Origin of the sequence: Actinophytocola xanthii (genome assembly GCF_001921205.1) — a bacterium.
In the GTDB taxonomy this organism is placed as follows: domain Bacteria; phylum Actinomycetota; class Actinomycetes; order Mycobacteriales; family Pseudonocardiaceae; genus Actinophytocola; species Actinophytocola xanthii.
Map to the genome: position 1 here is coordinate 18,077 of NZ_MSIE01000058.1, position 21,389 is coordinate 39,465.

Sequence of the window (21,389 nt, forward strand, 5' to 3'; positions counted from 1 at the left end):
CCGACGCCGAGGTGGCCGGACGGTCAGGGTCGGGCGAACAACAGCACCGCCTGTTCACCGAGCGCGCCGCCGAACGCGCTCGCCGCCGAGCCGCCGTTCACCGCGAGCGCGACCTGACCTGCGGAGTCGAGGAAGACGATCAGCGCGCCGGGCGCGGTGTCGCCGAAGGTGCGCGCGACGACCGCGGTGACCGACCGACCGCCCAGGTTCACGTGCGCCGCGACGCCCGCGTTGGCGCCGGCCGCGGCGAGGTCGGCACCGGTGGCGGCGAGCTGGACGTTGCCGAAGGCGTCGACGGCGAGGACCTCGGTCGTCAGCTTGCCCGGCTCGGCGATGGTCTCCGGCTCGGGGAGGCGGACCAGCGTGCCCACCTCGACCGGGGGGCCGAGCTCCTCGGGCGCGACACCGGTGGCGAGGTGCGCCGCCGCGGGGGCGAAGACGTCCCGGCCGTGGAAGGTGGCCGAGACCCGTGGGAGCTGGTAGGCGGGTTCGGTGAGCTGGTGGGCGGCGCGGATCCCGCCGAGCGCCTCGGCCGCCGAGACCAGCAGCCCGTTGTCCGGGCCCACCAGCAGCCCGTCCCCGGCGACGAGGACCACCCCGCGCCGGTTCGTGCCGACGCCCGGGTCGACGACCGCGAGGTGCACGGCGGGGGGCAGGTAGGACACGGTCTGGGCGAGGATCGCCGCCCCCCGGCGGACGTCCTGGGCCGGCACCCGGTGGCTCACGTGCAGGACCCGGAGGGCGGGGGCGATCCGGGCGACCACGCCCTCGCAGGCGGCGACGAAGCCGTCGTCGGTGCCGTAGTCGGTGGTGAAGGAGATCCAGTCGTAGGCCATCTGGTCGTTCCCCGCTTGGCGGCGGTCGGCGGGCGCGTCAGCCGAGGGTATCGCCGGTGCCGGTGGCGCCGCCGGCTACCAGCTCATCGCCGACGGCGAGCTGCCCCGGGACCTCGACCGCGAGCTTCACCCCGAAGCTCACCCCGCCCTCCGGCTCCCGCCGGAAGGTCGCCAGGGTACGCAGCGGTTCCGGGCCGGCTCGCCCACCTGTCTCCTGGTCGACCATCGTCACCTTGCAGCGCACGTCCGGCTTCACCCAGCGCAGCCGCAGGCCCCCGGCCTCGAACCAACGCAGGCCGTCCTCGGCGTAGGGCTCGGGCAGCCCGCCGACCACGATGTTCGGCCGGAACCGGTCCATCGGCACCGGGCTCCCGCCCCGCTCCAGGATCCGCGCGTTGAGGTCGTCGAGCGAGGACAGCGAGGTCAGGTGGAGCGCGGTGGAGTCGGTGAAGGTGACGGGGCCGTGGTGGGCGTCCACCATCCGCTCGTGGTCGGGCGGTACGCGCACGAGCCGCAGCGGCTCACCGACGAGCTCGCTCGCCCATCCGGCCGCGTCCTCGCCCTGGTCGACACCCTCGCCGAACCAGACGCCGTGCACGCTGATCTCCCGGCGCGGTCCGTCCGGCCGCACGTCCAGCACGAGCTCGGCGGTGCCGGCGGCCGACAGGGCGAGCTTGGTGCCGTCGTGCACCAGCGACGGGCGGATCGTGGCGAGCGCGGGCGTGCCGCGCTGGCTGCGGAACACGCCGTCCGCGGCGCTGACGAACATGAACTCGCGGTCGTGCGCCGGGCCGACGGGCGTGATGTCGAGCCGCGGCGCGGCGACCCCCGCGCACCCCTTGACCGGGTAGTACCTCAGCTCGGAAACGGTGACCACACCGGCAGGGTAACCGCCCCTACAGGATGGCCGCGGGGGAATAGGCCGCCGCGTCACCGAAGCGGCTGACCACCTCGCCGACCCGCTTCACCACCGCGGCGACCTGCGCCCCGGCCACCCCGGTGAACGAGAGCCGGTCGGCCAGCAGGCCCTCGAGCGCGGCTCGGTCCAGCGGGATGCGCTCGTCCGCGGCCAGCCGGTCGAGCAGGTCGTTGCGCTCGGTCCCCTGCTCGCGCATGGCCAGCGCGACCGCGACCGCGTGCTCCTTGATCGCCTCGTGCGCGGTCTCCCGGCCGACGCCGGTCTGCACCGAGGCCATCAGCACCTTCGTCGTGGCCAGGAAGGGCAGGTACCGGTCGAGCTCGCGGGCGATCACCGCCGGGTACGCGCCGAAGGAGTCCAGGATGGTCAGGAACGTCTCGAACAGGCCGTCGAGCGCGAAGAACGCGTCCGGCAACGCGACCCGGCGCACGACCGAGCAGGACACGTCGCCCTCGTTCCACTGGTCGCCCGCGAGCTCGGCGACCATCGAGGCGTAGCCGCGCAGGATCACCGCGAACCCGTTGACCCGCTCGCTGGAGCGGGTGTTCATCTTGTGCGGCATCGCCGACGAGCCGACCTGGCCGGGGCGGAAGCCCTCGGTCGCCAGCTCGTGGCCCACCATCAGCCTGATCGTGGTGGCCAGGCTGGACGGCGCCGCGGCCAGCTGGACGAGGGTGGAGACCACGTCGTAGTCCAGCGAGCGCGGGTACACCTGGCCGACCGAGTCGAACACCGTGGTGAAGCCGAGGTACTCGGCGATCCGCTGCTGGAAGGTGTCCAACCGGGACGGGTCGCCGGCGAACAGGTCGAGCATGTCCTGGCCGGTGCCGACCGGGCCCTGGATGCCGCGCAGCGGGTACCGCTCGATCAGGCCCTCCAGCCTGGCGAAGGCGACCAGCAGCTCCTCCGCGGCCGAGGCGAAGCGCTTGCCGAGCGTCGTGGCCTGCGCCGCGACGTTGTGCGAGCGGCCGGCCAGCACCAGGTCCGCGTGCTCCGCGGCCAGCGCGGCCAACCGGGCGAGCACGGCGACGGCGCGGTCCCGCACGAGCACCAGCGAGTCGCGGAGCTGTAGCTGCTCGACGTTCTCGGTGAGGTCGCGCGAGGTCATGCCCTTGTGCACCTGCTCGTGCCCGGCCAGCGCGTTGAACTCCTCGATCCTGGCCTTCACGTCGTGCAACGTGACCCGCTCCCGGGCCGCGATCGACTCGAGGTCCACCCGGTCGACCACCCGTTCGTAGTCGGCCAGCACCTGCTCGTCGACGCCGACCCCGAGGGCCGCCTGGGCCCGCAGCACCGCAAGCCACAGCCGCCGCTCCAGGACGATCTTGTGCTCGGGCGACCAGAGCGTGGCGAGCTCCGCGGAGGCGTAGCGACCGGCGAGCACGTTCGGGATGCTGGGCTTGGCTGTCACATCTGCCGAGCCTAGGGCGCGTCCGCACAGTCCCGGTCGATGGGCTTCGTGATCCAGGGCTTGTCCAACAACGCCGCCAGCGGCGGGCTGGGCGCGAAGACCGCGACCGCGGGCTGTGCGGACGCGCCCTAACCAGGCCCGTTGTCCTCGGATCGCAGCACGGGGTCGGTGGCGATGGCGATCAGCGCCTTCAGCCCGACGCCACCAGTGGCGGCGGCCTGGATGGTGACCCGGCCGTCGCCCCAGCGCACGAGCTGCCGGCCGGTGGCCCGGTAGATGCGCAGCCGCCCGCCGTCCGCCCACTCCTTGTCGCCAACCAGCTTCCCATCGACCGGCGCACCGGGGCGCAGGGCGGCGAGCAGGAGGAGGTCGCCGCCGGGCAGCCGGTAGACCGGGCAGTCGGTGTCCCGGTCCCGTGGCAGCGGCCTGAGATCGGCTCCCGGCAGGTGGGTGGAAACGACCTTCGACCAGAGGCCGGCCGACCGGCGCACGCAGTCCGCCGCCGGTGGGCCGCCGCCCACCTCGCCGTCCGGTGCGGTCGTGGGCGCCACGGTGGCCGGCAGCGAACTGGTCGATCGCGAATTGGTCGATGGTGAATTGGTCGATGCCGAACCGGTCGGAACGGGTGTGGATGTGGCGGCCGCGTTCCGGTCGCCGGGCGGCAGCCGCGGCCCGTCGCGTAGGGCACCGACGACCATCGTCACCGCCGCGGTGAGCAGCACGGCGAGCGTGGTGGCGAGCACCGAGCGCCGCTGCCGGTCGACCGCGGCGGCCCGGGCGACCAGGTCGTCCAGGTCGAGCACCAGCCGCGGCTCCTCCAGGCGGAGCTCGCGCAGCCGGTCCTCGATCACGGCCTACAGCCCGAGGCCCGGGTTGCCGGCGAGCTTCGCCAACTGCTCCACGCTGACCGGCATCGGCAGGACGGTGCTGCGGGTCGCGCCCCGGCCGGTGGGGTCGTAGTTGTAGCCGACGACCGACACGGCCGAGCCGTCCTGGCGGAGGCTGTACACGGTCACGATCCGCAGGGTGGGGTCGGCCGGGTCGACGCCCTCGTCGACGGTGAACACCGTGCGCGACTCGTTGAGCCACTCGCAGCGCTTCGCGTTGGTCGGGCACAGCTGCTCCACGTCGGTCGCGCCGGGGGTGAACGCGTTCACCCCGAGAGCGAAGCGCTCACCGGCGAGGGTGTAGGCCGCGAAGGTAGTCAGGTAGTCCTGCCCGTCCTCGACCTGGCCCGTCGCCTCGCCGCCGAACGGCTGGATGACCACGTCGACGGCACCGGGAAGGACCTCACGCAGCGCGTCCTCCAGCTCGGCCTGCATCTGCCGGCCCCGCCGCCGGAGTTGCTCGGCCGTGTACTCCCGCGCCGCCTCGGACGCGGGCGGCGTGGACGGCCGCTCGGTGGCACCGGGCACGGGCGAGCTCGCCACCGGGCGGTTGCCCGGGGTGAGGTCGCCCTGCTCGCGGGAGACGCCCAGCACGACCGGCACCGCGACCGCGGCGACCGCGACGGCGACCGTCGCCAGGCTCGCCGACACGAGCGCGCGCCGGCGTCGAGCCTCCCGGCGCGCGGTGGCGACCAGCGCGTCGGGGTCGAAGTCGAGCGGTGGCTCGTCCGCCACCGCGCTCCGCAGGCCCTCACGAACGTCCCGCTCGGTCATCTCGCGACCCTCCCCGCAGTCGGCCCCAGCTCCTCCTCGGCGGACAACCGGGCGACCGAGGCCCGCAGCGTGTCCAGCGCGCGGGCCGTCTGGCTCTTCACCGTTCCCTCCGAGCACCCCATCACCGCCGCCGTCTCGGCCACCGACAGCTCGTCGAAGTACCGCAGCACCAGCACCGCGCGCTGGCGCGGCGGCAGGCGCAGCAGACCGCGGTGCACGACGTCCCGCACCCACATCCGGTGCACGCCCTCGGCCGGGTCGTGCCGGGGGTCGGCCACCTCCGGCACCGCGGCCTCGGTGTGCTCCGAGCGCCGCCACGCCCGCCGCTTCTCGTCCAGCCAGGTACGCAGCAGCACGGTGCGGCCGTAGTTGGCCAGGCTCTCGTCGTGCTGCACCCGCGACCAGGACCGGTAGACCTTGATCAGGCTCTGCTGCATCAGGTCCTCGGCCAGGTGCCAGTCGCCGCAGAACAGGAACGCCGAGCGGCGCAGCGAGGCGGCGTAGCGGGTGGCGAACCGGCGAAAGCTGTCCTCGTCGGTCTGTCGCATGGGGCTCCCTTCGCACCCTTACCCACGACGTCGTCGCGGACGGGGTTGCATCAGGGCGCGAGGAACTCGTGCAACATCCGACGGGCCACGCCGCGCGGGTCGGTGTTGATCTCGATCAGCGCGTTGACCACCGCGCCGTCCACGATCGCGATCACCTGCTCGACCCGGCGCGCGTCGAACTCCATCCCGGAACGGGTGAACACCTCGAGCAGCAGCCCGCGCAGCTCCGCACCGAGGACGTGCATCAGCGGGCGCAGGTACGGGCGGCGGAACGTGGCGACCAACCGCTCGTAGCGCAGCAGTACCAGCTCGGCGTCGCGCTCCCCGGCCGGCGGACCGAGCAGCTGGTCGAGCACGAGGTCGACGACGGCGTCCACGCCGCGCGGCTGGGTGGGCAGGGCGGCGAGCAGCGCGCTGCCGCGAACCAGCTCCGCCCGACCGTGGTGCTCCACGGCGGCGGCGACCAGCTCGTCCAGCGAACCGAAGTAGTAGGTGGTGGACGACAGCGGCAGCCCGGCACGTTCGGCGACCGCTCGGTGGCGGACCGCGTCGAAGCCGCGTTCGACCAGCAGCTCCGCGGCGGCCTCGACCAGTGCCTGCCGGCGGCGCTCGCCCTTGGGTGTGCTCGCGGCCGTCATCCGGACAGATCGTGCCAGCTCAGGGTTCGGCCGCAGAACACAGGCTCAGCTCCGGGCGGCGACCGCGCCGGCCAGCCTGCCGAGCTCGTCGGCGTAGGGCGGCTCCTGCCCGGGCACCGCGGGTTCGCTGAGCACCACGACCGTCCACCCGTCCTTGGTCGTGGCGGTGGCCTGCCGCCCGCGATCGGCGGCAACCGGGATCTGAATCTCGGTCGCCCGGACCAGGAGGATTGAGAGCGTGCCGCCCGGGACGTGGAACGCGGCGCCCGACGCGTTGGGCGGGCAGCCCGAGGGCAGCGGCACCGCGGCCTCGGGCTGGAGCTTTGCGGCGGCCGGGAGCTCGCCCGCGAGGGCAGCAGCGAGCTCCCGGTCCGCCTGTTCGCACCCACTAGAGGTGCTCCCGGGCCCAGTGGGCCCGGCGTCCCCTTCCGAAGTGCGTCCCTGCTTACGCGACTCCGGCGGGGAGTTTTCCTGACGCTCCGTCTTAGGAGCGACGTCTTGTTCCCTGTTCGGTAACTCGTATGGAGCAGCGTTTCCGTTACCGGATGCAGCCTCACTATCTGCCGCAGTCGGCTGATCGGCCGAACGCGCCCCTGTCCACAATGCCACGCCCAGCGCAGTCGCGCCCGCCAACAGGGCTAGTGCGAGGGCGGAACCGGACAGGATGCCGTTGCGCCTGCGCTGCTGCCGCTTCGACTCGCGCGCCACGTCCTGGTGGTCGAACGACGGGGGCGGAGCGTCGGCGACCGCGTCACGCAGCAGTTCGCTCAGCTTGTGCTCGTCCATCGACGTCCCTCCCTTCTCACGTCGCCGACCTCAGGTCGTCCAGCGAGTCCCCGAGCGCCTCCCGCAGTGCGGCCAGGCCTCGAGCCGTCTGGCTCTTCACGGTGCCCTCGGAGCACTTGAGCGCCTCGGCGGTCGCCGTGACGTCCAGTCCCTCGAGGAACCGCAGCACGAGCACCGCCCGTTGCCGGGGCGGTACCCGCCGCAGACCGTCGAGCAGCGTCGCCCGGTTGGCCACGGTGGTGTCGACCCCGCCGTCGAGCTGCGCCTGCTCGGGCAGCTCGTCGACGAAGCGCTCCCGCCGCCACGGCCGCCGCGACTCGTCGATCACCGCACGCACCAGCGTGCGGCGCACGTACGCGTCCAGCGCACCACGGTCCCTGACCTTGCGCCATCTCCGGTGCAGCGCGACGAACGCCGTCTGGGCGAGGTCGTCCGCGCGGTGCCAGTCACCGCACAGCAGGTACGCGGATCTCCGCACGGCGTCCTGTCTCGCCGTGAAGTACTCCGCGAATGCCTCCTCGTCGCGCTGTTCCACGCGGACTCTTCTCCGCTCGTCGTCTGCGTCAGGGGGGACGGAATGCGCCCGCTCCACGGTTGCACGGGACCTCACCGAGATCTACGCCACCCCCCACACGGGTTAGGACGTCCGAGGTGCCCCTCAGGATGTCCGCACCAGAATGTGGTGTGATCGGATCGTGACAAACACTCGGCTGATAGACCTCCGTTCGGACACCGTCACCAAGCCCGACGACGTGATGCGCGCCGCGATGGCGGGCGCCGAGGTCGGCGACGACGTGCTGGACGGCGATCCGACGATGCGGCGGCTGGAGGAGCGAGTCGCCGAGCTGCTGGGTGTCGAGGCCGCGCTGTGGGTTCCGAGCGGGTCGATGGGCAACATGATCGCGTTGACCGTGCACCTGCGTCGCGGGGACCGGTTCCTCGCCCCGCGCGGGGCGCACGTGCTGGAGAACGAGCTGGGCGCGGCGGCCTGGCTGTCCGGTGGCATGCCGCAACCGGTCGAGTGGGGCGAGCAGCCGGGGCGGATCCCGGTGGAGGCGGTACGGGCGAGCGGTGGCTCCCGGGGGCCCTACCACGCCCTGCGGACGACGCTGCTCTGCCTGGAGAACACGCACAACGCCGCCGGCGGCACGGTCACCCCGCCCGACGAGCACGCCAAGCTGGTCGCGACGGCCAAGGACGTCGGGCTGCTGGTGCACCTGGACGGGGCGCGGCTCTGGCACGCCTCGGTCGCCCTCGAGGTGCCACCGGCGGCGCTGACCGTCGGCGTGGACACCGTCCAGGTGTGCCTGAGCAAGGGCCTGGGCGCCCCGGTCGGCTCGGTCGTCGCCGGCTCGGCCGCGTTCGTCGAGGAGGCCCGCCGGGTGCGCAAGATGCTGGGCGGCGGGGTCCGCCAGGGCGGCGTACTGGCGGCCGCGGGCCTGGTCGCCCTCGACCGCATCCCGACCCTGGCGCTGGACCACGCCAACGCCACGGCGCTGGCCACCGGGCTCGCCGAGCTCGGCTGGGAGGTCAACCGGCCGGAGACGAACATCGTGCTCGTCGCGACGCCGGACGTCGGGGCGACCCTCGCGGCACTGCGCCGGGTCGACGTGCTGGGCGTGCCCATGGGCAACCGCGTCCGTCTCATCGCCCACCGGGACGTGAGCGTCGCCGACATCGCCGAGGTGCTGGACCGGGTGGCCGCCGTCACCACCCGGTGACGCTCACCGGATCTGCTTGCGCTGGGCGCTGCCCTTGACGGCGGCGTAGCCCAGGGCGCCGACGGTGAGCACGGCGGCGACGACGAGCAGGGTGCCGAGCACCTCGAACACGAAGCCGAGCACCGAGAACGCCACCCAGATGACGATGATCGCGCCGATGATCTTCAACAGCATCGCGGGTTCACCCTCCCGAGGAACCGGCCGTGGTGGCCGTTATCTGGTCAACGAACGTCGCACACCAGCTGTTCCACACCTCGAGTGTGACACTCGCGGAACCCGCGCACATCGGGGAAGACCCCTCAGGGGAGCCAGCCCTGCAGCCGCTCCAGCGCCTCGGTGATGTCGGTGGACGGGCCGGCGAAGGAGAACCGGACGAAGTGGCGTCCCTCCTCCGGGTCGAAGTCGATGCCGGGGACGATGGCCAGACCCGTGTCTGCCAGCAGGCGCTGGCAGAACGACATCGAGTCCGACGTCAGGTGGGCGATGTCCGCATAGATGTAGAACGCGCCGTCGGCCGGGGCGAGCTTCGTGACACCCAGCCGGTGCAGCCCGTGGATCAGCGTGTCGCGGTTGGCCTCGTACTGCGCGACGTGCGCGTCGAGCTCGGGGTAGGCGCCGAACGCCGCGGTGGCGGCGTACTGGGAGAGCACCGGCGGGCAGATGGTGAAGTTGCCGGTCAGGCAGTCGACCGCGCGGTGCAGTCGCTCGGGCACGAGCAGCCAGCCCAGGCGCCAGCCGGTCATCGCGAAGTACTTCGAGAACGAGTTCACCACGACGGCCTCGCGGGAGAACTGCCAGGCGGAGGCCGGGTCGGTGGTCCCGTAGTGGATGCCGTGGTAGATCTCGTCGCTGACCAGCTGCACGCCGTGCTCGACGCACCAGCCGGCGATCGCCGCCAGCTCGCCGGGTGCCAGCATCGTGCCGGTCGGATTGGCCGGGCTGGCGACGACCAGGCCGTCGAGCGGGAGGAGCTCCTCGAGCAGCTCGACGGTCGGCTGGAACCGGGCCTCCGGACCGCACGGCAGCTCCACGACCTCGCAGTCCAACGCCCCGAGGATGTTGCGGTAGGCCGGGTAACCGGGCCGCGCCAGCGCCACCCGGTCGCCCGCGTCGAACGCGGCCAGGAACGACAGCAGGAAGCCGCCCGAGGAGCCGGTGGTCACCACGACGTCGTGCGGCTCGACGGACAGGGAGTACCGGCGCTCGTAGTGCCCGGCGATCGCCTCCCGCAGCTCGGGGATGCCCAGCTGCTCGGTGTAGCCGAGCGGGCCGGCCAGGGCCTCGGCCGCCGCGATCCTGACCCCCCGCGGCGGCCCGGCGCTGGGCTGCCCGGCGGCCAGCGACACCACGTCCCCCTTCGCCCGCTGCCGGGTGTTGGCCGCGGACAGCACGTCCATGACGTGGAACGGCGGGACCGCGGACGCGCGCGCGGCGACCTTCATCAGGCGGGCCTGGGACATGGTCTCCAGCCTGCCGCCACCGGCGCGCGTCCGCACCCCCACCCCCCTAGGGCACGTCCGCACAGCCCTCGATCGCGGTCTTCGCGCCCAGCCCGTCGCTGGCGGCGTTGTCGGACAGGCCGGGTACGACCCGGTACGAGGCCTGCCCTCCGCCTTGCCAGCGACGACCTGGATCACGAAGCCCATCGACCGGGACTGTGCGGACGCGCCCTACACGCCGACAGCCGCCGGCACTGGCTCGCCCACTCCAGCCACGGTTCCGGCCGGGCGGCGCAGCACGGTCAGCGCCAGCACGACAGCGGTCGCGACCATTCCGGCACCCACCCAGAACGCCAGGCGGAACCCGCTGGCCATGGCCTCGGCCGGCGCTGCGCCCCCGGTCAGCAGGGTGTTCGTCCGTGCGGTGGACAGGGTCGCCAGTACCGCGAGCCCGAGCGCGCCACCGACCTGCTGGGTGGTGTTCACCAGCCCCGAGGTGAGGCCGGAGTCCTCCACCGTGGCGCCCGACATCGCGAGCGTGGTCATGGCCGGGAAGGCGAGCCCGCCGCCGATGCCCATCAGGGTCACCGACGGGAACACGTCGGAAAGGTAGTTCCCGTCCACCGGCGCCCTGGTGAACAGGGCCAGCCCGACCAGCACCAGCAGCAGCGCCCCGACCAGCACGGTCCGCTCGCCGAACCGGGCGTTGAGGCGTGCGGAGGCCCCGAGCGAGAGCGCCCCGATGCCGACCGCGACCGGCAGGAACGCCAGGCCGATCTCCAGCGGGTCGTAGCCGAGCACCCGCTCCAGGTAGAGCGCGCCGAGGAAGAACATGCTGATCATGCCGCCGACCAGGAGGACCTGGATCAGGTTCGCGCCGGCGACGGTCCGGTTGGCCAGGATCCGCGGCGGCAGCAGCGGGTTGGCGATCCGAGCCTGCCGCAGGCCGAACGCGGCGAGCAGCAGCAGCGAACCGGCGCCGAACAGCAGGGTGTGCGCCGACGCCCAGCCGTGGTCGGCGGCCTTCACGATCGTGTAGACGCCGATCATCAGCCCGGCGGTGACCAGCAGCGCACCGAGCACGTCCGCACCCGCCCGCAGGCCGATGCCGCGCTCGGCGGGCACCACGCGCACCGCGAGCAGGAACGCGACCAGGCCGATGGGGACGTTGACGAAGAAGATCCAGTGCCAGCTGATGGCCTCGGTGAGCAGGCCACCGGCGAGCAGACCGATCGAGCCGCCGGCGGCGGCGACGAAGCTGAACACGCCGATCGCCCTGGCCTGCTCGCCCTTCTCCGGGAACATCGTGACGATCATGCCGAGGATCACCGCGGCTGCCATGGCGCCGCCGACACCCTGCACGAACCGGGCCGCGATCAGCAGCGCCTGGTTCTCGGCGAGCCCGCACAGGAGCGAGGCCACCGTGAACACGACGAGACCGGAGAGGAACATCCGGCGGCGCCCGAGCAGGTCGCCGGTGCGGCCGGCGAGCAGCAGCAGGCCGCCGAAGGGGATCAGGTAGGCGTTGACGACCCACGCCAGACCGGACTGGGAGAAGCCCAGATCGTCCTGGATGGCGGGGAGCGCGACGTTCACGATGGTGCCGTCGAGGATGATCATGAGCATCCCCGCACACAGCACGACGAGGGCGAACCAGCGGGAGTCCCGACGCGCGCTCGTGTTGTCCGACATAACGAAACCTCTCCTGGGTGATGCTTCCAGGAGAGACCGTAACAGATAGTCTGGTTCGAGACGATCTGCTGTGGGATTGCCTACAGTCGTCGCCGAGGGGCCCGTTGGCACTGGACAGGGGTGGCGAGACGACCGCTCACGAGGCGGATCAGCCCGCTCACGAAAGCGGACCGCTCGTCGTCGGGCAGGACAGCGAGCACGTCGGCGTAGACCCCGGCGACGATCTCCTCGGCCTGCCGGACGACCCGGCGGCCCTCGTCGGTGAGCACGATGATGCGGGCCCGCCGGTCGGTCGGGGACAACTTCCGCTCGACCAGGCTGGACTTCTCCAACTCGTCGAGCGTGACGACCATCGTGGTCTTGTCCATCCCGCACAGGTCGGCCAGCTTGATCTGGGTCCGGTCACCGGGGGTGGCCTTGGCCAGCACGCAGTAGCCGCGGGGGGTGATGCCGAGGTCGGCGAGCCGGGCGGTCAGCTCGGTCGTGAGCACATGGCTGGCGTGACCGAGGAGGAACGCCAGGTCGACCTCGGCGGCGGCGTCGACGCGAGAGGTGGTCATGGGCCGAGCGTACGCCCATTCGTTCTGCTAACGGATTATCCGTGACGCGGACGACTCAGTAGCCCACGTAGCTGCCACCGCTCTCGGTCGCCCGGATGCCGGGCACGTTGGCCAGCGAGCCATACCGGGAGATCGCGTAGTTCACCCCGGCGAGGATGTTGTCGACCGGGTTCCAGATGTCGCCGTGCCCGGGGAGCTGGTAGGCGTCGAAGGTGGGGTCGATCGTCTGCATGAGGCCCTTCGACGGCGTGCCCTTGGCGGCGTTCGAGTCCCAGTCGTTGATCGCGTGCGGGTTGCCACCGGACTCGTGCTGGATGATCTGCCAGATGCGCTGGGCGTCGGCCTCGGTCACGTTGATCCCGTTCTGCCGCAGGATCTCGATGGCCTGGCGGATCCACTCCTGCACATTGCCCGGCGGGGGTCCGCCGGCCGGGGGCCCGCCGCTCATCGGGCCCGAGTAGCCGCCGCCACCCCCGCCCCCTCCTCCGCCGCCGGACGAGCCACCAGAGGAGCCACCGCCGGAGTCCGCCGCTGCGGAGGAGCCGTTCCCGGCGAAGGTGTTCGTGGTGCTCTGGGCGGGCGGCTGGACGGAGCGCTCGGCGCCGGCGGGCGTGGTCTGCGCCGGCGGGGTGGGCACCCATTCCACGGCCGCGCCGGGTTGCGGGACGAACGGCTGCGCGTCGGGCTCGCCGAGGCCGGAGAACCGGGTCGCCGGCGTGGCCGCGGCCTGGACCGTGGCCAGCGCGGCGGCCAGCGTCTGCTCGGTGCCGGCGAGGTGCCGGTCGATGTCGCCGGCGACCTCCGCGCACAGGTCGGTCGTGAAGTCGTCGAGCTGCTGCTGGGTGGCCTGCGGGTTCTGGGTGAGCCACCGCTTGATCTCGCCCAGCGCCTGGTCGCAACGGGTGGAGACGAAGCGCTTGGCTCCGTCGATCGCGGTGGCGACGCCCTCGAGCGCGGTCGCGGCCTCGGTCATCCCCGAGGCGATGTCGGTCCCCGCCGCGGCGAAGCGGCCCATGTAGGCGACGAACGCGTCGGCCGAGGAGCCCTCCCAGGCGCTGTCCAGCCCGGCGACGCCGGCGGCGACCTGTCGGCCCGACGCGCCGGCGTCCTCGACGGCCTGGGTGAGCCGGGCCGCGGCCTCGGTGATGGCGGCGCTGTCGGCGTTCGCGACCTTCGCCGCGGCCGTCCTCACGACGTCACCGCCCGCATAGCCGGCCAGGCTCTCGGCGGCTGTCACGTGGGTCTCCTCCTAGCGAGGCGTCATCGCGTCGGCGTGCGCGTAGTCGGTGTCGCTCACCGTCGTCACGACCGCGTCCAGGGCGCGGGCCACCCCGGAAAGCCGGCTCTCCGCGGCCGAGAACTCCTCGTTGAGCATGGTGTTCAGCGTTTCGACCGCGCCGGACAGGGCCGCCGAGCTTGGCAGGGCGCCGTAGGCGGCGGGTGTCAAGCCAACCCCGGAGAAGGTGTCGGCGACGGCACCGAACTTGGACGTGTGGTCCTGCACGCCGCGCATGCAGGCGTTGATGGCGTCGGTGTTGTAGGTGGCCACGGTTCCTCACACCTCGTCGAGCAGCTCGCGCACCAGCATGGCGAGGCGATGGTTGTCGGCTGGGGTGACGGTACTCCAGGTGCGGCCGTCGCTGTTGGGTTTCGCGAGGTGTGCGTAGCGACCCTGGGGGGTGTCGTGGAAGGCGACGACCCGGTCGGCGCGTGCCAGCCGTCCGTCGCGCCGCACCCGGCTGGCACCGAACTGCCCGCGGATGCCCATCCCGGTGACCATGAGGGCGAGGGTTTTGGCGTCGGCGGTCGGCACCCCCTTGCGCATGAGCGCGGCACCCAGCTCGCGGGCGTCGCCCTTGGCCTCGGCGTCGGCAGCGGCCAGAGTGTCGGCCGGCACGCTGATCGACAGCCCCGGTCCGGCGGGAGCCTCCCCGCAGATGGAGACGGCCGACTGGGCGAGCGCGGTCTCCCGGGCCGGGATCAGCCACACCTCGTCCCCCTCGACGACCGCGAGCAGTGCCCGGGTGCCGGTGGCGACGGTGAGGGAGCGGATCTCCCGGTCGGTCCAGACCCAGCTGTCGATGCAGACCTGCGGGCGGGCGAGCAGGCTGAGCTGGTCGACAAGCTCGCCGCTGGCCCGCTGCCCGTCGGCGAGGCCGCGCCGCTCGAGCTGGTCAAAGGCCTGCTCGACCAGCGCGGCGCGCTCGGTGTGCGTCCGTCCCGGGCTGGGCACGGCCAGCGCGGGGTGCTTGTGCGGCAGGCGCTCACGCTCCCAGAGGACGTCGAACTCGAGCGTGGAGAGCTTGACGGTCCCGCTAGCGATCATCCGGCTCGTCGCCGATGGACTCGGGAGCGACCTCCCGGTCGTCGTCGAACACGTCGCCGGAGTCGATCCCGTACCGCCGCACGTGTTCCTGGTCTTCCTCGCCCTCGGCGCGGTTCCCGCCGGCGGCCGCCGGCTGCATGATCGACGGGGCCGGTCGTCCGGTCCTGGCCGCGAACCGCTCGGCGTTGCGCGCGGCCCGCGCCTCCTCGTCGGGCACCGAGCCGAGCGCCGTGCCGCCACGCCCGGGGGCGGCGCCCTTGGTCCCCGTACCCCCGCCACTCCCGGTCCCGCCACCGGTACCGCCGCCGCGCACGGTGCGGTCCTGCTGCGCGCCAGCGGCGGCGGCGCTCGCACCGCCGGCACCCATCATCGTCGCGGCCTCGGCCATGAACAGCGGGCTGACCGGGGTACGCAACAGCGGCGGCGTGATGTTCTGACCGGCCGGCATCGGGTTCACCGGTGGCGTGGCAGCGAACTGGCCGCCGGGCGGCCCCGTGACGGTGGGTGGGGGCGCACCGGTTGTCGGCAGCGGGTTTCCCCCGACGCTACTGGTCGGAACCGGGCCTACGCCCACCCCCGGGCCGGCCGAGGTCCCGCTGAGGCCGGACGCACCGCTGAGGCCGGACGCTGCGCCGAGGCCGGACGCTCCGCCGCCGCCGAAGCCGGAGACGCTGGTGATACCGGTCTCCAGCTCCACGGGCCGGGCGACGAGGTTCATCCCGGGTGGGACGGGAAGGGCGCGGGAGCGGTTCAGGGCGTCGGAGCTGCTTTCCTGGTACCCGTTCATGCGCTCGATGGCCTGCTCGCGGGCCTGGCCGGTGGCCTGCACCTGGCGGGCGTGGTCGGTGGTGTGCCCGAAGAACCCGGCGACCCGGTCGGCGAAGTTCTCCTGGCTGGGGCCGCGCAGGGTGCCGGAGTCGGGCACGGAGTTGCGGGTGGTGGTGAAGGTCGCCCCCTGGCTGTCGACACCCTTGGCGGAGGCCGTCACCGGCTCGGATGCCTGCTCGGCGTAGATGGAGGCGTTCTCGGTCGCCTCGGTCCCACCCTCGGCCGCGGCTCCCTGCCAGACGACGCCGATCTCGCGAAGCTGCTCGCGCAGCGTCTGATCGGTGTCGGCAAGGCCGTTCGCCAACTGCACCAAGGCGCGGACGGCGTTGTTCAGGGTCTCGGAGCCGGCCCCGTCACGCAGGCCGTCCACCTGGCGCGCCAGGTCCTCGTTCGAGTAGCCCTCGAAGCGCAGGTCGCTCAGCCCGTAGTCACCAGCCATGGCTCATCACCTCAACGTCTGCAGGGTCTGGGTCGCCCAGGTGGCCACCTGCTCGGTTACCTGGCACAACTGCCGATAGTCCGTATCCACGAGCGGCTGCAGGTCAACGATCAGCTGCTGGCCGTCGGCGACACCGACCGAGGTCACGCACTCCTCGTCCTCGGTGCCCATCAGCTTGTAGTTCGCCGCCGGATAACCGGCGATCGTCACCAGCCAGGCATCGACGTTCCGCCGTCCTGACAGCCACGGCTCGATGCCCTCGTCGGTCGCCACCACGATGTCGATCGCGCTGAACGGTTCGGCCGACTGCTCGATGGAGCAGAACGGATACTTCTTCGAGTTCTTTCGGACGTCGGACTCCGGCGGCTCGTCGAACTTGAACCGCGAGGCAAGCTGTTCCAGCTGCGGCGCGGTGAGCAGCGAGCACGGCTCGACGCCGGTCAGGCTGAGGTCACGCGGGCGGGGCGGGATCTCGACGGTGGGGGTGGGCCCGCTCGACGAGGGCGCCGGAGTGCTGCTCGACCCGCCCGAGGGAGCATCCGCCGTGGTGTCCGTCGGGGTGGCCTCCCCGCCGGTGCTGTTGGTGCAGGCCGCGCACAGGACCAAGGTCAACAGACCGGCGAGGGAGAGTGCGGCGACCCTACGCACCCTGTCCCCTGAACGCGGCCTCGATCTCATCTTCGGTGTAGCCGTAGGCCTTCGCGCTGTCGCCCAACTGGACCGCCAGCTTCCGCAACCCCAGGACATAGCTCGCGATCCGCTCGGCGTAGCAGTCGTCCCCGTCGACGAGGCGGTCGTTCCACGCGGGCGCGATACGACTGCTGACATCGTCGGAGCCGGGAGGCTCGATCCGCAGTTCCTCGCGGGCCCCCCTCAACATCGTGAACAGGGCGTCGGCTTGGGTTTCGACGATTCGGGCGGCGGCGAGGACGTTGTCCTTGGTGACGGTGAAGGAGCCGGAGCTGACGCCCTCGTTGGCCTTGTCCACCTGCCAGAACGCCTGGTTGATGCCACGGCCGTAGTCGCCGACGATCTGCATCCCCGATCGCTCCCCACCTGTTGTAACTGATCGGTCCCGTTTCGCAGGCTACCAAGGACACGGTAAGTCCACGCCCACGTTGGCCGAAGTCGAACGCGGCGCGGTTCCTCCGGACGGCCTAACAGGTCAGCCGGTCTGGGCGGCGGCGGCCGCGATGTCGGTGCGGTGGTGGGAGCCGGCGAGGTGGACGGCGGCGACCCGGCGGTAGGCCTCCTCCCGGGCGGCGGCGAGCGTGTCGCCCTGGCCCACCACCGACAGGACGCGGCCGCCGGCGGAGACGATGGCGCCGTCCTCGCGGCGGCGGGTGCCGGCGTGCAGGACGCCTTCGCTCTCGGCGCCGGTGATGACGTCACCGGCGCGGGGATAGCCGGGGTAGCCCTCGGCGGCGATGACCACGGTCACCGCCGCGCCGTCGGACCAGTCGAGGGGTGGCTGGGCGGCCAGGGCGCCGGTCGCCGTCGCGTGCAGCAGGCCGGCCAGGGGGGTGCGCAGGAGGGCCAGCACCGCCTGGGTCTCCGGGTCGCCGAAGCGGCAGTTGAACTCGACGACCTTGGGGCCCTCGGCGGTCAGGGCCAGGCCGGCGTAGAGGAGGCCGGAGAACGCGCAGTCCCGGGCGGACAGCTCCTGCACCACCGGCTGGACGATCTTCGCGACCACGTCGTCGACGAGGCCGGGCGGCGCCCACGGGAGCGGGGCGTAGGCGCCCATCCCTCCGGTGTTCGGGCCGGCGTCGCCGTCGCCCACGCGCTTGAAGTCCTGGGCCGGCACCAACGGGACCACCGTGGTGTCGTCCACAAGGCAGAACAGCGACAGCTCCGGGCCGTCGAGGTAGCTCTCCAGCAGGACGGGATGGCCGCCCTCGAGCAGGGTCATGGCGTGGGCCCGGGCGGCGGCCAGGTCACTGGTCACGGCCACCCCCTTGCCGGCGGCCAGGCCGTCGTCCTTGACCACCCAGGTCGGGCCGAAGCGGCCCAGGGCCGCGTCGAGCTTGGCCGGGTTGTCGACGACCTCGCTGTGCGCCGTCGGCACGCCGGCCGCGGCCATGACCTCCTTGGCGTACGCCTTGGAGCCCTCGATCCGGGCCGCCGCGGCGGAGGGGCCGAAGCAGGCGATGCCGGCGGCCCGCACCGCGTCCGCCGCACCGGCGACCAGAGGCACCTCGGGGCCGACTACGACGAGGTCCGCCTGCCACCGCGTCGCCAGCTCGGCGACGGCTGCCGGGGAGGTCACGTCGACCCCGTAGGTCTCGGCGAGCGCGGCGGTGCCGGCGTTGCCGGGGGCGCACGCCAGCGCCACGACCGCGGGGTCATGGGCGAGCGCGAGCACCAGGGCATGCTCACGCGCACCGGACCCGATAACCAGGACACGCACGGCTCTAGAGGGTAGATGCCGTCCCCACCGGTGTCCGCTCAGCCCTGGTCGAGCGCGCGTCGTGCCCCCGGGTGCAGCGGCACCGGGTCCGTCTCGGTGGCCGTGGCGCGGTCGAGCTCGTCGGCGGCCTTGTGCACCTTCACCAGGTCGGCCTTCTTGTCGAAGATCAGGTTGGTGATCGCGCAGGCCTCGCCGGCGCCGAAGTCCTCGCGGACCAGCAGCATGTTCGGCACGGCGATCGTGTCGACGTCCTCGGGTAGTCCGTAGGTGTCCGCGGCGAGCGTGCCCTCCTCGTAGACCGGGTTCAGCTCGCGCATCGCCGGCAGCAGGTCGCTGATGTCCACGAACGACACCTCCGCTCCCAGCGAGGTGGTCAGGTCGGTGATCTCCGGCGTCGGCAGGCCACCGGACCAGAACAGGCCGTCGATCTGCCCGGCCTTCATCTGGTCCACGGTCTGGCGCAGGGCGAGGCGCTGGGCCGACACGTCCGTGGTGGGGTCGAGCCCCGCCGCCTTGAGCAGGCGGTTGGCGATCACCTCGGTACCCGACTTCGGCGAACCGGTGGAGATGCTCTTGCCCCGCATGTCCGCCACGCTGTCGATCCCCGCGTCGGCTCGCACGATCACGTGGGTGAAGTTCGAGTAGATCCGGGCCAGGGCGGTGATGTCCTGCGGCTTGCCCTCGAAGCTCCCGCTGCCCTCGACCGCGTCGGCCGCCGAGTCGGCGAGCGAGAACGCGATGTCGTAGTCCCCGGCCACCAGCTGCTGGATGTTCTGCACCGACGCCCCGGTCTCCGCCGCGCTGGCGTTCAGCTCGGTGTTGTCGCTGATCAGCTGGGCGAGGCCGCCGCCAAGGGTGTAGTACACGCCGCCCGTGTTGCCGGTCGCGATCGTGATCCGACCCTCCGCCGCCTCGCAGCCGCCCGCCTCATCACCGGCGGGCTCCCTGTCCTGTTTGCCGCCGCACGCCGCCGCGGCCATGGCCACGACGAGGGCACCGGCGGCGATCTTCGTCGACCGCATGCTCAAGCTCCTTGTTCTGTAACGGTTTCCCGGGAACGGGTGGCCAGGTGTACCCCGACCGCGATGATCAGGCAGCCCACTCCTATCGCGATCGAGAGCGGCTGCAGGTAGAGCAGCAGGACCGCGGCGGCCCCGCACAGCACGCGCTCGGGCCAGCGCGCGGGGCCGAACAGCCACGCCCCGGTGACCACGGCCAGCGCGGCGACGCCGAGCGCGGAGACCGCGACCACCCACAGCACGGTGCCCGCCGGCCGCTGGAGCAGCAGCGCCGAGCCGTTGTCGGTCAGCACGAAGGCGAGCGGCACCAGGAACGCCGGCAGCGTGTACTTCCAGGTCTGCCACATGGTCCCCATCACCGACCCGCCAGTGACAGCGGCCGCCGCCACCGAGGCGAGCGCGGTCGGCGGCGTCACCTCGGACAGGACCGCGTAGTAGAAGATGAACATCGCGACCTCGGGCGCCGCGACGCCGAGGTCGGTAAGCGCCGGCCCGAGCACCACCCAGGCGATGATGAACGAGGCGGTCACCGGCACCGCGAGGCCGAGCACGCTCACCGCGACGGCCGCGAACACGACGGTCAGCGTCAGGACCACCGCCGGGTTGGTGGCCAGCGCCCGGGCGGCGTCGACGAGTTCCGCCGCGAGCTGCTGGCCGAGGCCGGTCTTGGTGATCGTGGAGGTGATCACCCCGGCCGCCGCGCAGACCGCGATCACCGGGAGCGCGCCGCGCACCCCCTCGGCAAGCGCGTCGGCCAGCGAGCGCAGCCAGGTCAGCAGTCCCGTGACGGGCGAAGCGCCCTCCCGGCGCGCCTCGAGCAGCCGAGCCACCAGGGCGAAGGCGGCCGCCACCGCCGTCGCGTAGACAACCGCCGAGAACGGTGGGATGTCCAGCGCCAGGAACAGCACGATGACCGCCAGCGAGAGGAAGTGGTAGCCGCCGCGCAGCAGCAGCCGGCCCACCCTCGGCACCTCGATGTCGACCGCCCGCGCGCCGAACCGGCGGGCGTCGGCCTCCACGGCGAACACGATGCCCAGGTAGTACAGCAGCGTCGGGACGATCGCCCAGACCAGCACGGTGAAGTAGTCGGTCTCCAGGTACTCGGCGATGATGAACGCCGCCGCGCCCAGCGTCGGCGGCGACAGGATCGCCCCGATGCCGGACGCCGCGAGCAGGCCGCCCGCGTTCTCCCTGGGATAGCCCGCCCGGCGCAGCACCGGCCAGGTGACCGCGCCCAGGCTCACCGTGGTCGCCGTGCCCGACCCGGACACCGTCCCGAGCAGGAACCCCGACAGCGCCGCGGTGCGACCGGGCGCGGTGCGCGAGCGGCGGAACAACGCGAAGCTCAGGTCCACGAAGAACACGTCCGCGCCGGACGAGGCGAGCACCGCCCCGTAGATCGTGAACAGCACGATGTAGGTGGCCGCCACGTCCAGCGGGATCCCGTAGAACCCGCTCTGGTCGTTGTAGAGCGCGTTGACGATCTGGCTGAAGTCCACTCCGGCATGGGAGATGTCCCAGCTCTGCGGCAGGAACCCGCCGTAGTAGGCGAACGCCAGGAACAGCAGGCACACCACGGGAAGCACGAACCCGGTGGTCCGTCGGGTCGCCTCCAGCACCAGGACGAGCAGCAACGCCCCGGCCACGATGTCCGACGTGGACAGGATGCCCTGCCGGTCGAGGAAGGCGTCGTACCCCCCGCCGAGGTCGCCGATCGCCAGCGGCAGCACCGGGTACAACCCGACCAGCAACGCGATCGCGGCGAGCCCCCAGTCGACAGGACCGGGGTTGTCCGTCCCACCCGGACGACCCCACGGCCGGTAGCAGAGGAACACCAGCGGCAGGGTGAGGCCGAGGAAGATCACGAGGTAGTACTGGTTGCCCTTGGCGAAGGGCAGGAACACCTGCTTGAGCACGAGCAGCGCGACGGCGATGGAGGCGGCCCACACGAACAGCGCCCACCGACCGGACAGCCGGCGTGCCGGGCGTTCCTCGTCGTGCTCCCCGACCGGCGTCTCCGGAGCGAGTCCACCCGTCACGCGGGCCGGCTCGTCGGCGGCGTCGGCGCGCTCCGTTGAGCTCGTCACCATCCGCAACTTACCGGTCACGACGGGAGCAGCAGAAGTTGATCTAATGCGTTATTCCACCGTTACCCC

The 21,389-nt window shown here is 72.4% G+C and carries 23 protein-coding genes; 1 reads left to right on the forward strand and 22 read right to left on the reverse strand.

The features are described from left to right. Positions 1-23 precede the first annotated feature (23 nt). From BU204_RS28090 to BU204_RS28130, 9 genes are all read right to left on the reverse strand, one after another. Positions 24-836 (reverse strand): SAM hydrolase/SAM-dependent halogenase family protein, encoded by an 813-nt coding sequence (locus BU204_RS28090; protein ID WP_075128779.1) that lies wholly within the window; start codon positions 834-836, stop codon positions 24-26. Between the two features lie 37 nt (positions 837-873). After that, positions 874-1,713, reverse strand: coding sequence for an MOSC domain-containing protein (locus tag BU204_RS28095; protein ID WP_075128780.1), 840 nt, complete (start codon positions 1,711-1,713; stop codon positions 874-876). 19 nt (positions 1,714-1,732) lie between these two features. Then, a complete protein-coding gene (gene purB / locus BU204_RS28100; RefSeq protein WP_075128781.1) occupies positions 1,733-3,166 on the reverse strand; it encodes an adenylosuccinate lyase in 1,434 nt (477 codons plus the stop codon). Positions 3,167-3,294: 128 nt separating this feature from the next. Beyond that, positions 3,295-4,017 (reverse strand): serine/threonine-protein kinase, encoded by a 723-nt coding sequence (locus tag BU204_RS28105; protein ID WP_075128782.1) that lies wholly within the window; start codon positions 4,015-4,017, stop codon positions 3,295-3,297. A 3-nt stretch (positions 4,018-4,020) separates the two neighbouring features. Further along, entirely contained in the window at positions 4,021-4,827 is an 807-nt protein-coding gene (locus BU204_RS28110) for a hypothetical protein (RefSeq protein ID WP_075128783.1), read from the reverse strand. Further along, positions 4,824-5,375, reverse strand: a complete 552-nt coding sequence (locus tag BU204_RS28115; protein WP_075128784.1) for an RNA polymerase sigma factor — start codon at positions 5,373-5,375, stop codon at positions 4,824-4,826. The genes BU204_RS28110 and BU204_RS28115 overlap by 4 nt, the downstream gene beginning before the upstream one ends. 50 nt (positions 5,376-5,425) lie before the next feature. Beyond that, positions 5,426-6,013 (reverse strand): TetR/AcrR family transcriptional regulator, encoded by a 588-nt coding sequence (locus BU204_RS28120; RefSeq protein WP_075128785.1) that lies wholly within the window; start codon positions 6,011-6,013, stop codon positions 5,426-5,428. Between the two features lie 45 nt (positions 6,014-6,058). Then, positions 6,059-6,316, reverse strand: coding sequence for a hypothetical protein (locus BU204_RS39470; RefSeq protein ID WP_143229803.1), 258 nt, complete (start codon positions 6,314-6,316; stop codon positions 6,059-6,061). A gap of 499 nt (positions 6,317-6,815) precedes the next feature. Continuing rightward, positions 6,816-7,334 (reverse strand): SigE family RNA polymerase sigma factor, encoded by a 519-nt coding sequence (locus BU204_RS28130; RefSeq protein ID WP_075128787.1) that lies wholly within the window; start codon positions 7,332-7,334, stop codon positions 6,816-6,818. Positions 7,335-7,476: 142 nt separating this feature from the next. Here BU204_RS28130 and BU204_RS28135 point away from each other — a divergent pair, with 142 nt between their 5' ends. Further along, positions 7,477-8,520, forward strand: a complete 1,044-nt coding sequence (locus BU204_RS28135; protein ID WP_075128788.1) for a threonine aldolase family protein — start codon at positions 7,477-7,479, stop codon at positions 8,518-8,520. 3 nt (positions 8,521-8,523) lie between these two features. On the opposite strand, the gene BU204_RS40925 is transcribed toward BU204_RS28135, so the two are convergent. The 13 genes from BU204_RS40925 to BU204_RS28195 form a co-directional block, all read right to left on the reverse strand. Beyond that, positions 8,524-8,694, reverse strand: a complete 171-nt coding sequence (locus BU204_RS40925) for a hypothetical protein (protein ID WP_198943021.1) — start codon at positions 8,692-8,694, stop codon at positions 8,524-8,526. A gap of 125 nt (positions 8,695-8,819) precedes the next feature. Then, complete coding sequence (locus BU204_RS28140) at positions 8,820-9,962, reverse strand: pyridoxal phosphate-dependent aminotransferase (RefSeq protein ID WP_143229811.1); 1,143 nt, start codon at positions 9,960-9,962, stop codon at positions 8,820-8,822. 228 nt (positions 9,963-10,190) lie between these two features. Next, complete coding sequence (locus BU204_RS28145) at positions 10,191-11,651, reverse strand: DHA2 family efflux MFS transporter permease subunit (RefSeq protein WP_075128789.1); 1,461 nt, start codon at positions 11,649-11,651, stop codon at positions 10,191-10,193. 80 nt (positions 11,652-11,731) lie between these two features. Then, complete coding sequence (locus BU204_RS28150; protein ID WP_075128790.1) at positions 11,732-12,211, reverse strand: MarR family winged helix-turn-helix transcriptional regulator; 480 nt, start codon at positions 12,209-12,211, stop codon at positions 11,732-11,734. A gap of 55 nt (positions 12,212-12,266) precedes the next feature. Continuing rightward, the gene (locus BU204_RS28155) at positions 12,267-13,448 is read right to left on the reverse strand and encodes a transglycosylase SLT domain-containing protein (RefSeq protein ID WP_083661711.1); all 1,182 of its coding nucleotides are present in this window, start codon (positions 13,446-13,448) and stop codon (positions 12,267-12,269) included. A 12-nt stretch (positions 13,449-13,460) separates the two neighbouring features. Continuing rightward, entirely contained in the window at positions 13,461-13,760 is a 300-nt protein-coding gene (locus tag BU204_RS28160; RefSeq protein WP_075128791.1) for a hypothetical protein, read from the reverse strand. Between the two features lie 6 nt (positions 13,761-13,766). Further along, a complete protein-coding gene (locus BU204_RS28165; protein ID WP_075128792.1) occupies positions 13,767-14,537 on the reverse strand; it encodes an ESX secretion-associated protein EspG in 771 nt (256 codons plus the stop codon). Next, on the reverse strand, positions 14,527-15,804 hold the full coding sequence (locus tag BU204_RS28170) for a PPE domain-containing protein (RefSeq protein WP_075128793.1): 1,278 nt from the start codon (positions 15,802-15,804) through the stop codon (positions 14,527-14,529). Before BU204_RS28170 ends, BU204_RS28165 begins: the two co-directional genes overlap by 11 nt. Positions 15,805-15,810: 6 nt before the next feature. After that, a complete protein-coding gene (locus tag BU204_RS28175; RefSeq protein WP_075128794.1) occupies positions 15,811-16,452 on the reverse strand; it encodes a DUF3558 domain-containing protein in 642 nt (213 codons plus the stop codon). Next, a complete protein-coding gene (locus tag BU204_RS40290) occupies positions 16,445-16,843 on the reverse strand; it encodes a hypothetical protein (protein ID WP_158073525.1) in 399 nt (132 codons plus the stop codon). The genes BU204_RS28175 and BU204_RS40290 overlap by 8 nt, the downstream gene beginning before the upstream one ends. A 126-nt stretch (positions 16,844-16,969) precedes the next feature. Then, on the reverse strand, positions 16,970-18,214 hold the full coding sequence (gene purD / locus BU204_RS28185; RefSeq protein WP_075128795.1) for a phosphoribosylamine--glycine ligase: 1,245 nt from the start codon (positions 18,212-18,214) through the stop codon (positions 16,970-16,972). Positions 18,215-18,252: 38 nt separating this feature from the next. Then, positions 18,253-19,236 (reverse strand): TAXI family TRAP transporter solute-binding subunit, encoded by a 984-nt coding sequence (locus BU204_RS28190; RefSeq protein WP_075128796.1) that lies wholly within the window; start codon positions 19,234-19,236, stop codon positions 18,253-18,255. Positions 19,237-19,238: 2 nt separating this feature from the next. Continuing rightward, positions 19,239-21,272: a TRAP transporter permease gene (locus BU204_RS28195; protein ID WP_075128834.1), complete on the reverse strand. Its 2,034-nt coding sequence runs from the start codon at positions 21,270-21,272 to the stop codon at positions 19,239-19,241. Positions 21,273-21,389 lie beyond the last annotated feature (117 nt).

Bases quoted from the DNA above. Each gene is read 5' to 3' on its own strand.
- BU204_RS28115 (WP_075128784.1), bottom strand. From the start codon at position 5,375: ATGCGACAGACCGACGAGGACAGCTTTCGCCGGTTCGCCACCCGCTAC.
- BU204_RS28110 (WP_075128783.1), bottom strand. From the start codon at position 4,827: ATGACCGAGCGGGACGTTCGTGAGGGCCTGCGGAGCGCGGTGGCGGAC.
- BU204_RS28165 (WP_075128792.1), bottom strand. From the start codon at position 14,537: ATGATCGCTAGCGGGACCGTCAAGCTCTCCACGCTCGAGTTCGACGTC.
- BU204_RS28145 (WP_075128789.1), bottom strand. From the start codon at position 11,651: ATGTCGGACAACACGAGCGCGCGTCGGGACTCCCGCTGGTTCGCCCTC.
- BU204_RS28170 (WP_075128793.1), bottom strand. From the start codon at position 15,804: ATGGCTGGTGACTACGGGCTGAGCGACCTGCGCTTCGAGGGCTACTCG.
- BU204_RS28150 (WP_075128790.1), bottom strand. From the start codon at position 12,211: ATGACCACCTCTCGCGTCGACGCCGCCGCCGAGGTCGACCTGGCGTTC.
- BU204_RS40290 (WP_158073525.1), bottom strand. From the start codon at position 16,843: ATGCAGATCGTCGGCGACTACGGCCGTGGCATCAACCAGGCGTTCTGG.
- BU204_RS28090 (WP_075128779.1), bottom strand. From the start codon at position 836: ATGGCCTACGACTGGATCTCCTTCACCACCGACTACGGCACCGACGAC.
- BU204_RS28120 (WP_075128785.1), bottom strand. From the start codon at position 6,013: ATGACGGCCGCGAGCACACCCAAGGGCGAGCGCCGCCGGCAGGCACTG.
- BU204_RS28135 (WP_075128788.1), top strand. From the start codon at position 7,477: ATGTGGTGTGATCGGATCGTGACAAACACTCGGCTGATAGACCTCCGT.
- BU204_RS40925 (WP_198943021.1), bottom strand. From the start codon at position 8,694: ATGCTGTTGAAGATCATCGGCGCGATCATCGTCATCTGGGTGGCGTTC.
- BU204_RS28140 (WP_143229811.1), bottom strand. From the start codon at position 9,962: ATGAAGGTCGCCGCGCGCGCGTCCGCGGTCCCGCCGTTCCACGTCATG.
- BU204_RS28190 (WP_075128796.1), bottom strand. From the start codon at position 19,236: ATGCGGTCGACGAAGATCGCCGCCGGTGCCCTCGTCGTGGCCATGGCC.